Annotated in this window: 17 protein-coding genes; 5 read left to right on the top strand and 12 right to left on the bottom strand. The window is 66.3% G+C overall.

All coding sequences use genetic code 11. The features are described 5' to 3' along the window. Window positions 1-69: 69 nt before the first annotated feature. Entirely contained in the window at window positions 70-1,671 is a 1,602-nt protein-coding gene (cimA, locus tag QM618_RS07075; protein ID WP_428096084.1) for a citramalate synthase, read from the top strand. A gap of 20 nt (window positions 1,672-1,691) precedes the next feature. Further along, the gene (locus QM618_RS07070) at window positions 1,692-2,744 is read left to right on the top strand and encodes a lipoate--protein ligase family protein (protein ID WP_428096082.1); all 1,053 of its coding nucleotides are present in this window, start codon (window positions 1,692-1,694) and stop codon (window positions 2,742-2,744) included. Here QM618_RS07070 and QM618_RS07065 read toward each other — a convergent pair. The 7 genes from QM618_RS07065 to ybaK all read right to left on the bottom strand — a co-directional run bounded on the left by QM618_RS07065 (window position 2,741) and on the right by ybaK (window position 6,241). Continuing rightward, window positions 2,741-3,439, bottom strand: a complete 699-nt coding sequence (locus QM618_RS07065; RefSeq protein WP_428096080.1) for a VIT1/CCC1 transporter family protein — start codon at window positions 3,437-3,439, stop codon at window positions 2,741-2,743. The genes QM618_RS07070 and QM618_RS07065 overlap by 4 nt on opposite strands. A gap of 74 nt (window positions 3,440-3,513) precedes the next feature. Further along, window positions 3,514-3,852, bottom strand: coding sequence for a YciI family protein (locus tag QM618_RS07060; RefSeq protein WP_428096078.1), 339 nt, complete (start codon window positions 3,850-3,852; stop codon window positions 3,514-3,516). Between the two features lie 61 nt (window positions 3,853-3,913). After that, window positions 3,914-4,321 (bottom strand): hypothetical protein, encoded by a 408-nt coding sequence (locus QM618_RS07055; RefSeq protein ID WP_428096076.1) that lies wholly within the window; start codon window positions 4,319-4,321, stop codon window positions 3,914-3,916. Further along, a complete protein-coding gene (locus QM618_RS07050) occupies window positions 4,311-4,502 on the bottom strand; it encodes a helix-turn-helix transcriptional regulator (protein ID WP_428096074.1) in 192 nt (63 codons plus the stop codon). The genes QM618_RS07055 and QM618_RS07050 overlap by 11 nt, the downstream gene beginning before the upstream one ends. Next, a complete protein-coding gene (locus QM618_RS07045; RefSeq protein WP_428096072.1) occupies window positions 4,502-4,702 on the bottom strand; it encodes a hypothetical protein in 201 nt (66 codons plus the stop codon). The genes QM618_RS07050 and QM618_RS07045 overlap by 1 nt, the downstream gene beginning before the upstream one ends. A gap of 330 nt (window positions 4,703-5,032) precedes the next feature. After that, window positions 5,033-5,743 carry a YggS family pyridoxal phosphate-dependent enzyme gene (locus tag QM618_RS07040; RefSeq protein WP_428096070.1) on the bottom strand — a complete coding sequence of 237 codons (711 nt, stop codon included), beginning with the start codon at window positions 5,741-5,743 and terminating at the stop codon, window positions 5,033-5,035. Continuing rightward, complete coding sequence (ybaK, locus tag QM618_RS07035) at window positions 5,744-6,241, bottom strand: Cys-tRNA(Pro) deacylase (protein ID WP_428096068.1); 498 nt, start codon at window positions 6,239-6,241, stop codon at window positions 5,744-5,746. A 66-nt stretch (window positions 6,242-6,307) separates the two neighbouring features. Here ybaK and rnhA point away from each other — a divergent pair, with 66 nt between their 5' ends. Then, window positions 6,308-6,727 (top strand): ribonuclease HI, encoded by a 420-nt coding sequence (rnhA, locus tag QM618_RS07030; RefSeq protein WP_428096479.1) that lies wholly within the window; start codon window positions 6,308-6,310, stop codon window positions 6,725-6,727. A 28-nt stretch (window positions 6,728-6,755) separates the two neighbouring features. Continuing rightward, window positions 6,756-8,174 carry an aldehyde dehydrogenase family protein gene (locus QM618_RS07025; RefSeq protein WP_428096066.1) on the top strand — a complete coding sequence of 473 codons (1,419 nt, stop codon included), beginning with the start codon at window positions 6,756-6,758 and terminating at the stop codon, window positions 8,172-8,174. Between the two features lie 8 nt (window positions 8,175-8,182). On the opposite strand, the gene QM618_RS07020 is transcribed toward QM618_RS07025, so the two are convergent. Next, window positions 8,183-8,623, bottom strand: coding sequence for a WapI family immunity protein (locus QM618_RS07020; RefSeq protein ID WP_428096064.1), 441 nt, complete (start codon window positions 8,621-8,623; stop codon window positions 8,183-8,185). Continuing rightward, entirely contained in the window at window positions 8,620-9,504 is an 885-nt protein-coding gene (locus tag QM618_RS07015; protein ID WP_428096062.1) for a 3-methyladenine DNA glycosylase, read from the bottom strand. The genes QM618_RS07020 and QM618_RS07015 overlap by 4 nt, the downstream gene beginning before the upstream one ends. A gap of 223 nt (window positions 9,505-9,727) precedes the next feature. On the opposite strand from QM618_RS07015, the gene arr reads away from it, so the two are divergent. Then, a complete protein-coding gene (gene arr / locus QM618_RS07010) occupies window positions 9,728-10,141 on the top strand; it encodes an NAD(+)--rifampin ADP-ribosyltransferase (RefSeq protein ID WP_428096061.1) in 414 nt (137 codons plus the stop codon). On the opposite strand, the gene QM618_RS07005 is transcribed toward arr, so the two are convergent. The 3 genes from QM618_RS07005 to QM618_RS06995 are packed head-to-tail and all read right to left on the bottom strand — an operon-like array spanning window position 10,134 to window position 12,656. Continuing rightward, a complete protein-coding gene (locus QM618_RS07005; RefSeq protein WP_428096059.1) occupies window positions 10,134-11,078 on the bottom strand; it encodes a hypothetical protein in 945 nt (314 codons plus the stop codon). The two genes, arr and QM618_RS07005, sit on opposite strands and share 8 nt — an antisense overlap. Window positions 11,079-11,088: 10 nt before the next feature. Next, window positions 11,089-12,174, bottom strand: coding sequence for a heparan-alpha-glucosaminide N-acetyltransferase domain-containing protein (locus QM618_RS07000; protein WP_428096057.1), 1,086 nt, complete (start codon window positions 12,172-12,174; stop codon window positions 11,089-11,091). Beyond that, window positions 12,171-12,656, bottom strand: coding sequence for a ClbS/DfsB family four-helix bundle protein (locus QM618_RS06995; protein ID WP_428096055.1), 486 nt, complete (start codon window positions 12,654-12,656; stop codon window positions 12,171-12,173). The genes QM618_RS07000 and QM618_RS06995 overlap by 4 nt, the downstream gene beginning before the upstream one ends. Between the last annotated feature and the right edge of the window lie 36 nt (window positions 12,657-12,692).

Genomic DNA, 12,692 nt, shown 5'->3' with positions numbered 1-12,692 from the left:
GCAGCCTCCCGCACCCTGGGGGGCTTTTTTGTTGGGATGAGGCCGCCGCACAACCAGAAGGAGCACACGATGTCCGATCTCACCGTTGAGGTCTACGACACCACGCTGCGCGATGGCGCGCAGCAAGAGGGCATGAACCTGTCCGTCGCGGACAAGATGGCGATTGCACCCCTCCTGGACGAGCTTGGCGTTGGCATCATCGAGGGCGGTTGGCCGGGCGCCGTGCCCAAGGACACCGAGTTCTTTGCCCTGGTTCACAAAGAACTGACCTTCAAGAACGCGCAGTTTGCGGCGTTCGGCATGACGCGCCGCGCGGGCTCCACGGCGGCCGCGGACCCCCAGGTGCGGGCGCTGCTCGATTCCGAGGCGCCCATCATCACCTTGGTTGCCAAAAGCGACATCCGGCATGCGGAACGCGCGCTGAGGGTCTCTGGAGACGAGAACCTCGCGATGATCGAGGAGACCGTCTCCTTCCTCGCGGGCGAGGGCCGCCGCGTGATCCTCGACGCCGAGCACTTCTTCGACGGCTACCGCTTTGACCCGGAATACGCGGTGCGCGCGCTGCTCGCCGCGGAAGCGGGCGGAGCCTCCACGCTGTGCCTGTGTGACACGAACGGTGGCATGCTGCCCGACGGCGTGGCTGAGATCGTTGCGGCCGTCGCCTCCCGCGTGGGGACGCCCTTGGGCATGCACGCGCACAACGATTCCGGGTGCGCGGTCGCGAACTCGATGGCGGCCGTTGCGGCAGGCGCGCGCCACGTCCAAGGGTGCGTCAACGGCTACGGCGAGCGCACGGGAAATGCGGACCTCGTGGCGGTGGTCGCGAATCTCGAGATCAAGCGCGGCGCGGTGGCCTTGCGCGGAAATGGCCTCGCCGAGGCCACGCGCATCTCCCACGCGATCTCCGAGATCACGAACATCGCCCCGTACGCTCGCCAGCCCTACGTCGGCGCCTCGGCCTTTGCCCACAAGGCGGGGCTGCACGCCTCGGCCATCAAGGTGGATCCGGACCTTTACCAGCACACTCAGCCCGAATTTGTGGGCAACGACATGCGCATGCTCGTGTCCGAGATGGCAGGCCGGGCATCGATCGAGCTCAAGGGCAAGGAGCTTGGCTTTGACCTCTCTGGTCAAGCGGATCTCTTGGGCCGGGTCACGGAGCGCGTCAAGAACGCCGAGGCATCTGGCTACACCTACGACGCAGCGGATGCTTCGTTCGAGTTGCTGCTGCGCTCTGAACTGGGGCAATCGCCCGCGTACTGGGACGTGGAGTCGTGGCGCGTTCGCGTGTCCTCGGCACCTGGAAACCCTCGCGACGCGGACGCCGAATCCGTCATCAAACTTCACGCGGGCGGGGGAGAGCGCGTCATCACGGTGGGAGAGGGCAATGGTCCCGTCAACGCGCTCGACCACGCGCTGCGCACCGCGCTCGTGCGCGTCTACCCCGAGATCTCTCGGTTTGAACTCGTTGACTTCAAGGTGCGCATCATGGATGCGTCACACGGCACGGACGCGGTGACGCGCGTGCTCATCACCACGGTTGACTCCGAGACGGGGCTGGCCTGGCGCACGGTAGGCGTGGGCCCCAACATCATCGAAGCCTCGTGGGAGGCGCTCACGGACGCGCTGCACTACGGGCTGTTGAAGCTCGACGTCACGCCCAAGCCCTAGGGCTTGGGAGAATCGAGATCATGCACGGCGAATACAAGGTTCCGGGCGGCAAGCTTGTCGCGGCAGATCTAGAGCTCAACGAGGCAGGGGACACGATCGCCGCAGCGGTCATCTCCGGGGACTTCTTCCTCGAACCCGCAGAGGCGATCGGTGCGGTCAATGGCGCGCTCGTTGGCGTGCCCGTCGCCACCAAGGCGCGTGATCTCGCTGCTCTCGTTGCCGAGGCCTTTGGTGACGCGACGCTCGTTGGTTTCACGGCCGACGCTGTGGCCACCGCCGTTCGGCGCGCACTTGGGCACGCCACGGGTTGGGAACACCACACGTTTGAGGTGATCCACGATGAGCCCCGCGAGCCGCACCTGCAGATGGCCCTCGACGAGGTCATCGCTAGGGCAGTGGGCGACGGAGAGCGTGGGCCCACGCTGCGCATCTGGGAATGGGAACGCAACGCCGTGGTCATTGGCTCGTTCCAGTCGTTGCGCAACGAGGTGGACGCGGAGGGTGCCCGCAAGCATGACATCACGGTGACGCGGCGAGTCTCCGGCGGCGGGGCAATGTTCATTCAGCCGGGAAATACGATCACGTACTCGCTTTACCTGCCAGCGTCACTCGTGGACGGGCTGAGCTTCGAGCGCTCTTACGCGTTCCTTGATGACTGGGTGATCGGGGCACTCCGCGAACTGGGAATCGACGCCACCTACGTTCCACTGAACGACATCGCGTCACCGGCGGGCAAGATCGCGGGTGCAGCCCAGAAGCGCTACGCCTCAGGCGCTGTACTGCACCACGTGACGATGGCGTATGACATCGACGCGGACGCGATGCTCGAGGTGCTGCGGATTGGTCGCGAGAAGCTCTCCGACAAGGGCACCAAGAGCGCCAACAAGCGTGTGGATCCGCTGCGCAGCCAGACGGGCATGGCCAGAGAGCAGATCGTCGAGGCCTTCCTTGCCTACTTCGCGGGCCGCTATGCCACCACGCAGGGAACTGTGCGTCCGCACGAACTCGAGCGAGCGTCTGGCCTGGTAGATACCAAGTTCGCTAGCGAGGCCTGGATAGGGCTCGTCCCCTAGACCGCGGTGCCTACCAGGGTGCCGATTCCATACGTGATCGCCATTGCGAGCGCGCCGCCAACGACGTTCCTCAGCACGCCGATGCGCCGCTTCGATTGCCCAAGGCGCGCGGAGACGAAGCCGGTCACGGCGAGTGCGACGATCACCACGGCGAACGTCGCTGGGATGCGCGCGGTCTCTGGCGCGAGCAACATCGTGGCCAGCGGGAACAGCCCGCCGCTCGTGAAGGCGATGAAACTCGCGATGCCGGCGGCCCAGGGGTTCACGATCTCGTTGGGGTCGATGCCAAGGTGCATCTTGGCGTGAATCGCGACGGGGTCGTGGTCGTGTTGCTCGGTGGCCGCGCGGCGCGCGGTCTCCTCTGACATCCCCGTCTCCATGTTGAGCCGCACCAACTGTTCCAGTTCCCAGTCTGGGCGCGTCTCTTGCCAACTCTGCTCTCGCTTGAGCTGCGCCCGTTCGGAGTCGCTCTGGCTGGACACGGACACGTATTCGCCGATGCCCATGCTCAAGGCGCCCGCCGCAATGCCGGCGATGCCTGCGGTGGCGAGCACTCCCGCGGCCGGATCCGAGGCGGCGACGCCAACGAGCAGCGCGGCCACGGAAACCACGCCGTCGTTCGCGCCGAGAACCCCCGCGCGCAACCAATTAAGGCGCGCGGAGAGGTTCTCCTCTTCGACGTGTTCTTCGATCACGCGTCAAGGGTAGAAAGCGTTGCGGTAAGCGCGCTAGGAAGGCTTGCCTGTCTTTGGCGCGCCGAACTTTCGCGTCAGCCTTGGAACGCGCGCACCTCAATGGGTAGCCCCACGGCCTCGCTGGCTTGGGCGGCCCAGTCGTGAGCCTCGTCGCTGGAGTCCGCACGCAGAATCCAGAACCCGCCAATGGCCTCGTTGGTTTCGAGATACGGACCCTCGGTGACGAGCGGCGGCTCGCCCGCGGTGACCACGCGTGCGGCGCCGGCAAACTCAAGGCCGCCTGTCCACACGAGGGCGTCCGCCTCGCGCATGCGGGCCGTGAGCGCGTTGACGCGCTCCATGATTTCTTGGATGTTGTCGGGGACTGAGCTGGGAACTTGGGGGTAGTACATCGAGAGCATGTAGTCGGTCATGTTTCCTCCGTTTCGCTAACTCTACGAACGGGTTGGCGCGATATCGACAGATGAGCGCCGGCTATCCGCGTCGTAGTCTCACGATCATGCTGATGCCCCATGTGAGGAGCCCGGTCCACAGGACGATGCCCGCAACGCCAATCGCCTCCGCGTCGAACAGCGCCCAGATGGCGCAGGCCACGCCAGCGCCGAACATCGCGAGCCCGGCGTCCGCGGCCGCTTCGCGGAAGATGTGGCGCTCGCGTTCGTCGGCCTGGCCAGAGGCCATGCGCGAGGCGGTGCTTGATCGCCCCACGCCGGACCACAGCACGATCATCGCGATGAGCACGGCCGCGCCGCCGATGATCGCTCCCTTGGCGAAGCTTCCGTGGTCCGTTGTGTAGCCAAGGATGGCGATGACGGTGATGGCGGCGGCTCCGGAGAGAATCCCGGTCACTTTGGCGATCGTGGATGGGGCCTTAGTCGACATGAAAGATCTCCTCGACGGTGGTGTGAAAGTGGCGCGCGATGGCGATGGCTAGAGGGAGAGAGGGGTCGTACTTGCCTGTCTCAATGGAGTTGACCGTTTGGCGAGATACGCCAAGCGCCTCGCCAAGCGCGGCCTGGGAGAGGCCCGTACGCTCGCGGTTTTCGCGGACGTCGTTGCGCATCAGCGCTCGCGCCCGCGGATCACGCGCTTGGCGATGAGGTAGCCCGCAGTGGCCAGTGCTACGCCTACGAACATGCCCACGAAGGTGCTTGTCTCGCTGAACGAGCCGTTCTCGCTCGCGTGGATAGTTAGCAGCACGAGGGCCGCGCTCGACAGGGCGGCGAGGAGGGCGTTCCGGTTGGTGGCGGGCTTGGCGTTCATGGTGTTCCCCTTGGGTTTGGTGTCAAGCGACCTTGACATAACAAGGATGCTTGACATGGGGAGCGTTGTCAAGCGAGCTTGACAACCGATTTCTGAACAAGTCGCCGCGCCCCAGGGTTTTGGCATCTGACATGTACCGATTGGACGATCTGGCCGTGGTTTTGGCAGCTGAGTTGTGCTCCGCGATCAGCGGGGACCGGAGCAGGCGCCGGGTAGTGCACAGCCGGGCTGGACGTGAAAATACTAGTGAGTTGCCTAAACGAGCGCGTTCCAGCCCATTTGGTACATGTGAGGTGCCTAAACCCAGGTGGTGAGGAGGATGCGGGCACGCTATGCCGGGCGGCGCCCCATCACCGCGGTGCCAACGCGCACCATCGTCGCGCCCTCGGCGATCGCCCACTCGAGGTCGTTGGACATGCCCATCGACAGCTCCCAGGCACTGCTCAGCGGCATTGACCCGCGCTCGCTGAGGATGAGCGCCTGATCGCGGATATCGCGCAACCGCGCGTAGCCCGCTCGCACCGGCGCCTCTTCGCGCGAGTTCAGCCCGATCGTCATGAAGCCCGTCACCGTAAGCCCTGGTAAACCCTGCACGGCCGACGCTAGGGCAAGGGCCTCTGCATCGTTCACCCCGGCCTTCGTGTCCTCGCCGGACACGTTGACCTGGATCATCACCTCGAGATCGCGTTCCGCCTCAAGCGACAACCGCGAGAGCCTCTCAGCGAGCGCGAGCGAGTCCACGGTCTGCACGCACTGCGCGTATCGGATCGCCGTCGCGGCCTTATTGCGCTGCAACTGGCCGATCACATGCACCCGGGCGCCCGCCCCAAGCAGCGCAGGGCCCTTCTCCTCGAGCTCCTGCATCCTGCTCTCGCCCACCAAGGTGGCGCCTGCGCGCACTGCGGCGACCACAGCGTCGGGCCCCCAGAACTTGGTGGCCACCAAGAGCCGAACCCCGGCGCCCGCCCTGCCGCACGCGGCCTCGGCGGCGTGGATGCGCGCCTTGACCTCGGTGAGGCGCGCGGCGTAGTCCCAGGTCACTTAGGCGTCCTTCGCTATGGGCGCGATGATGGCCCCGGTGATGCGCGCCAGGTCTGCGGGCGCGAGTCCGATGTCGAGACCGCGCCGCCCGCCGCTGACGTAGATGACGTCGTAGAGTTCCGCGGTCTCATCGAGGGCGGTGGGTAGGGCCTTGCGCTGGCCGATGGGGGAGATACCGCCGACGACGTAGCCAGAGGAACGCTCGGCATCTGCGGGTGGCGCCATCTCGGCGCGCTTACCTCCGAAGGCCGCAGCCAGCGCCTTGAGGTCGAGCATGCCGGACACGGGCACGATGCCCACGGACAGATGCCCATCCACGTATGCGCACAGCGTCTTGAAGACCTGATCCGCGTCCACTCCGATGGCCGCGGCGGCCTCGAGCCCGTAGCCGAGGTCGCTGCTCGGGTCATGCGTGTAAGGGTGCAGCGTGTGATTGATGCCGGCCTCGACAAGGGTGTGGACGGCGGGAGTGGCGCCCACCTCGTGCTTCTTGGCCATGTGCCCATTCTGTCTGACTCCTGTCGGTACATTGGCGTCGTGTCAGATGCGTTGCGAAGTGTCGAGATGTGGACCGATGGCGCCTGCAAGGGCAATCCCGGCGTGGGCGGTTGGGGAACCTGGATGAAGTACGGCTCCCATGAGCGGGAACTCTGCGGCGGCGAGAAGGTCACCACCAACAACCGCATGGAACTCACCGCGGTGATCGAGGGACTGCGCGCGCTCAAGGAGCCGTGTGCGGTGACGCTGCACGTGGATTCCACCTACGTCATGAACGGCGCAACCAAGTGGATCCACGGGTGGAAGCGCAACGGCTGGCGCACGGGCGACAAGAAGCCCGTCAAGAACGTGGAGCTGTGGCAGGCGCTGGACGAGGAGATGACGCGGCACCAGATCTCGTGGGTATGGGTGAAGGGCCACGCGGGCGATCCTGGCAATGAGCGCGCCGATGCGCTCGCGAACGCCGGGGTGCTCAAGGCGGTCTAGCGGTCCGACGGCGGGCTACAGTTCACGCGTGACCGCTGACAACGCATACCTCGAGATCGTGAACCCCGCCAACAGCTCGGTGCTCGCCACCGTGCCCATCACCAGTGCCGAAGAGGTCGCCGAGCACGCACGCGATGCGGCTGCGGTGTTCGATTCTGGGGTGTGGTCTGGTCTCGCGCCGCGAGAGCGTGCTGCCGCGCTCTACGCGCTGGCAGACCTCATGGAGCGGGACGCCTCGCTGCTCGCTCGCCTCGACTCCGAGGACGCCGGTAAGCCCATCACCGAGTGCCTCGAGGGCGACATCCCCGGCGCGATCGAGTCCATCCGCTACTTCGCCGAATGCGCCGACAAGCTCTACGGCGCCGTCGCCCCCGCGCCCGGGTCCGTGTTGGCCTTCACCCAGCGGGAGCCGTTCGGCGTGGTCGCCGCCATCCTGCCGTGGAACTACCCGCTCGCGATGGCGGCGTGGAAGATCGGCCCGGCGTTGGCCGCCGGCAATTGCCTCATCCTCAAGCCGGCCGACGCCACCCCCAGGTCTGCGCTGCACGTCGCCTCTTTGGCGGTGGAGGCGGGCATTCCTGAGGGAGTTCTGCGCGTGCTGCCTGGTACGGGGCCGGTGACGGGGGCGGCCTTGGCGTCCGATCCGATTATTGGGGCGCTGTCCTTCACCGGCTCCACGGCGACCGGGCGCGCGGTGCTGCGCGCCGCGGCCGATTCCAACCTCAAGCGCGTGAGCCTCGAGATGGGCGGCAAGAGCCCGCAGATCGTCTTCGCGGATGGACTCTCGTTTGGGGACACGCTCATCGACGGGCTCATCACGGCCGCCTTCATGACGCAGGGCCAGAACTGCACCGCGGGCTCGCGGGTGCTGGTGCACGAGAGCATCCACGACGAGCTCGTGGCGCGCTTCGCTCAGGCGGCGTCGGCGCTCAGGGTGGGGGACCCGTCGGACCCTGCAACGCAGGTTGGGCCCATCATCAATGCTGGCGCTGCCGACCGGATCATGGCGGCGGTGCACGCAGCCGTGGATGCCGGAGCGGTTGTCGCGGCCGGAGGTGCCGAGGTGGCGGTGGAGGGCGGTGGCCGGTACATCGCGCCCACGATCCTCACGGACATCGCCGAGGGCGACCCCATCCTCACCATCGAGCTCTTTGGGCCGGTGACGATCGTGCAGAAGTTCTCGACGCGCGAAGAGGCCATCGAGATGGCGAACGCGATCGAGTACGGGCTCGCAGCGTCGGTCTACACCAAGAACATCGACGACGCCTTGGCCACGGCCCGCGGTGTGCAGGCGGGTGTCGTGTCCGTGGGGAACTACTCCGAGGGCGACCTAACGTCGCCGTTTGGCGGGTGGAAGCAGTCCGGGTTTGGTGGGGTGGAGAAGAGCTTGCGCGCGTTCGAGCAGTGGACGCGCGAGAAGGCCATCTGGATCGAGCTGCAGGGCTAGTAGGCCGGCTATCGGTGGGCGGGCGGCGGAAAGGCGCCCTCGATCGCGCGCAGTTGCTCGATAGCGCTGGGCAGATGCGACTGGTCTAGATCTCGAAGATCCGCCGTTAACTCCCTGTCGAATTGGAGCGGGTCCGCAACTCGCACTCTGGCTTGGAGTGCGCCATTGGGCAGGCATCTCACCGTCAAGTCGAACCACGCTTCGAGTGCCTTGATTTCAGCGGATCCTGCGAGTTCGCGATAGAGCCGCTCGAGTCCTTCGCGAAGGTAGCGGAAGTCGCTGGCCCAGAGTGACCCAGTGATCGCGGCGCGGAAGCCGCCCGCGACGAGGGTTGCGGTGCACACCAACCACTCGGCATCGTGGCCTTCGGTACCGGGATGCTCCAATCGCAGAACCTCCACCGCGATGCAGTCATCGGGGGCGTTACCCAGCACAAACTCGACGGTCAAGCCCCAGTTCTGGCATCGGCGGCCTCGCTTGCCTCGCGGCGGATCGCGTCGCATGCGTCCAGCAGCCGTCGCCGCAGCACCTCTCCTCGGGTGCTGAACTCTCGCTGGCGCGCCGCGTAATCGCGCTTGCCGTCGGGAGTCTCGATGCGCAGCGCCTCGAGCCCAAGGCCGGAAACGTCGTACGGCGACGCCGCCATGTCCAGGCGTCTCACCTCGACAGCGAGCTCGAACGCGTCCAGGGTCAGCTCGGACGGCACCGCCGGCGCGAGCTTCGAGCACCACTTAAAGAGATCCATCGTTGCGTGGAGGCAGCCGGGTTGCTCCATCTGCGACTGAGTCTCGCGGGAGAGTGCATGCGCATTCCGTGGCACGGCGTCCTCGGTGAAGAACCGGTACGCATCGAAGTGGGTGCAGACGACGTCGTGAGAGGCCACCACCTGGTCCGTCCCCTCCGCGCCCAGCCGCAGCGGCAGAGCATGGCGGGTGTCGCGGTCGCGGTAGACCATGGCCCACTCGTGCAGCCCAAAGCATCCGAGCGCCGCGCGGCGCGTCAAAGTGGCCGCTACCAGGCCCGTTACGAAGTCAACCGTCGCGCCGCGAGCCTCACAGAAGGCGACCGCGTCCACCGAGGTGACCCCAGCGTCGGACCTGTACCAGCGCCAGCCCGCGTGGTCGTGGGCGCCCTCTAGGGAAACGCCCACGCCCGGGTGCCAGCGGCGCAACAAGGATGGCCGGGTCGGGTAGTACTCGTACAAGAAGTCGTCAACTGCGTGGCCCTGACCGCGCGCGACCCGCTCGCGACGGTCGGCGGTGAGCGCGTCTGCCCTGCGCTCGAACGCCTGGGCGCGCGGCCGCCACTGGTCTTCGGCGAGGGTCTTCACGGGCCAATTCTCCCAGTTCTCACCCCTCGCCTCGTATGTGTGCGTCAGCACCACTTTCGGAGGTCTGATGTGCCGGGTGTGTGTCGGCGTTCCCCTGTGCCGGCGCCGACGGCGGAATGCGCGCTCACGCACACACAGGAGACTTCTCACCCCGAAAAGCGGTGCTGACGCACACATAGGCCGGGGATGGGATGGGCGCGCATAATTGCCGTAGGAGGTGGACATGCCGGCACCCGTCGCGTTTGAGGAGTATCCCGACTTTCTGCACGGAACCAAGGCCGTGCTCTCGCCGGGAGACCTGCTGCGACCGGGCGTCGGTGCCAACTTCGGCACCGCGCTCAACCACGTCTATTTCACCAAGACCCTGGACGCCGCGGCGTGGGGGGCGGAGCTAGCGGTTGGCGAAGCGACCGGCCGCATCTACGTCGTCGAGCCCACCGGCGACTATGAGGACGACCCCAACCTGACGGACAAGAAGTTCCCTGGCAACCCCACGAGGAGTTACCGCAGCACAGATCCTGTGCGCATAGTCCGCGAACTCGAGGGGTGGGAGGGTCACTCCCAGGATCAGATCGACGCGATGCGCGCCGGTCTCGCCGCGCTGAATGAGCGCGGCGAGGACACGATCATCAACTAACGGGCTGAGCCGCGTCCCACCAGTTCAGCACCCGCGTCGCGATAAGGGTGGTCCAGCGGCCAGGCTCGCCCTTTTCTTCCAAGACAAACGGGATCCGCCCTCGCATGGTGCCCTCATGGAGCCACCGTCCGTCCTCACCGCGGCGCTCGCGAATTACGGAGATCGCCTCCACCGCACGCGGGTCCGGCGCGCGCCCTGACGCGCGGACCAGGTCAAGAATCCGCAGCACGTGATAGTTGTGCCGGTTGGGGTAGGTGAAGCAGAGGTAGTACTCCTGCACGGGCTCGCCGGAACGCAGCCCGCGGAACAGTCCACGTGCGTACATGTACTCAAGCGCGCGATCGATCGCGGCGTCCACGCGCGAATCGGGCCCGCGCCGGGACACGAACTCCACGAACCCCTCGAGCACACCAAGCGTGGAGTCGAAGCTCGACACCTCAGACTCGAAGCAGTTCCACCCGCCGTCGGGCTTCTGTTCGCTCAACAGTCGCGCTACCAGCGCTGACATGTCTCGCCCGAAGTACTCGCCCGCCCTCACGGTACGCCCGTTGATGCACGCCTCCACCTCGCCGTCGAAGTAGTTCTCGCCCGCGTACTCCCACTTCACGTTCGCCGCGACCTTCTCCACAGCGGCAGCAACGCGGGGATCGGTTGGCACCACGCCGAGATCCGCGAGCAACGCGAGCGTCCACATCGTCGAAGTCCACGCCTGACCTTCTGTCTTCCAGGTCTCCTCGCTGAAATCGGCGGGTCCCCACGCCCCGCCGTCCCACGAGCCGTCCTCCCACTGAAGGTCGAGCAGTTGCGCCCCCCACCCCTCATTGGCGACGCGAGAGCGTTCCTCAGCCACAACGTCGGCCGGGGCGCCAACTACATCCCGTAGAACCTGCCAGCGAATCGACGGGTCAGAGTCAAGCAACCATGAAGTCACGTCCACAAAACAGACCCTAGACAGGCCCACTGACACGCGCGCGCCAGACGGCGTCAATGTTGGCGAGCGCCGTTGAGGCAGAGGTGAAGACGCCCTCGAGCGGACCCTGCCCCACCCGCCAGCGCCACACGCTCGCGAACAGAAGACACGCGGCACACAACGCAAGCCACGCGGCGTTCGTGGGCTCGAACACGATGCCCGCGCCGGCAATCGCGATCATCACGATGTGAGCGGTGTAAAGCGTGAGCGTCATGGAACCCGCCGCAGCAAGCGGCCACGTGACGCGCGGCAGAACACGCGCCACAAAGCAGCACAACGCGATCACCGCGCACGCCACGCCAACGTTGCCGAGCATCTCGAACGCCGTGTAGCTGTGAGCCGCAATCTGGTACCAGGCATCGGATTCGCCCCACGAGTCTCCCCACACAATCGGCTCGCCGTTCGCGGCGAGGGTCCACGCGCCCGTTCCGTAAGCAAGTACGGCCAGCAATAGGCCCGACGCTGCAAGCCAGCCGAGCGCTTGCCCTCGCCAAGGCGCTAGTTTCCCTAGGCCCATACCAATCAGCACGTACCCCACCCAGATGAGCGCTGGGTAGTGGATGCCCCACAGCTCGTGGATGACGGGGAGGTCGTAGAACCATGTGGGGAGATGGTCCACGAGTGGCTGCAGCACGTCGCGGCCAACGCAGAGAATGACCGCGCCAAGACCAAGCAGTACCCAGGGCCGCCACCGGAATGCTACGAGTACCAGGAGAAACATCACGCCTAGGTTGTCCAAAATGACGTCCACGGGCGTCCCAAGTGCTTCGAGGGCCCAACCAAGGAAGATCAGCAGCACGGCGCGCACGGCGACACGCACCCGGGTGTGCCGCACGGGGTCGGCGGCGCTTGAGCGGGTCAGCATGAGGGCTATCGACACCCCAGCAAGCACGGCGAACAGCGCCGACGAGCGGCCGTGCGTCGCGACGAGCCATCGCCACCCACCAGGGCCGTACATGCCGGCGTTCGCAATATGGGCGGCAAACATGCCAAACAGCGCGAGCGCGCGGGCAACATCGAGCCCAGTGACGCGCGCGGGTCGCCCGTCAGAAACTGCGGTCACGCCATCCCGGCCGTGTCAAAGGTGCGAAGGCCCCACTCGTAATGCTCGCCGAGGCACTCGTCAGCGACGTCTCCGAGCGCCTGGCCGCCGAGCCATTCGAAGCGCGCAGGATCCGTCAGCTCTTCCTGTGTGAAGGTGTCCAGCAACCGCAACATCGAGGCATGGGAGGCGGCGAGCATGGCGCGAATGGCGTCGTAGGGGCGGTCCTGATGAGCGCGGTAGAACGCGTCATTGAGCCCATCGAGGTTCTCCCAGGTGTAGCCCTCGGCGGGATACGCGGGTACGGAACCCGCCCTGTCCTGCGCAACCCAGCCATCGAACACCACGTGCCACGCGTAGAGGTGAGCGAGCAAGTCCGCAACCCTGCGATCGTGATAGGCGACGCCAAGGTCAAAGTCGGCCGCAGCGTCGGCGCGGCTCAACAACACGGCGAGGCGCTCGTCGGCCTTCGTGGCAAGCTCGTCACTCCGCTCGGAGGGCATAGGCCCATGCTACGGGCGCCTGCCCCCGCGGGCGCG

This window comes from Demequina sp., assembly GCF_049841215.1.
In the GTDB taxonomy this organism is placed as follows: Bacteria; Actinomycetota; Actinomycetes; order Actinomycetales; family Demequinaceae; genus Demequina.
Note: the sequence above shows the minus strand (reverse complement) of the source record. Positions and strands in the feature narration are given on the sequence as shown.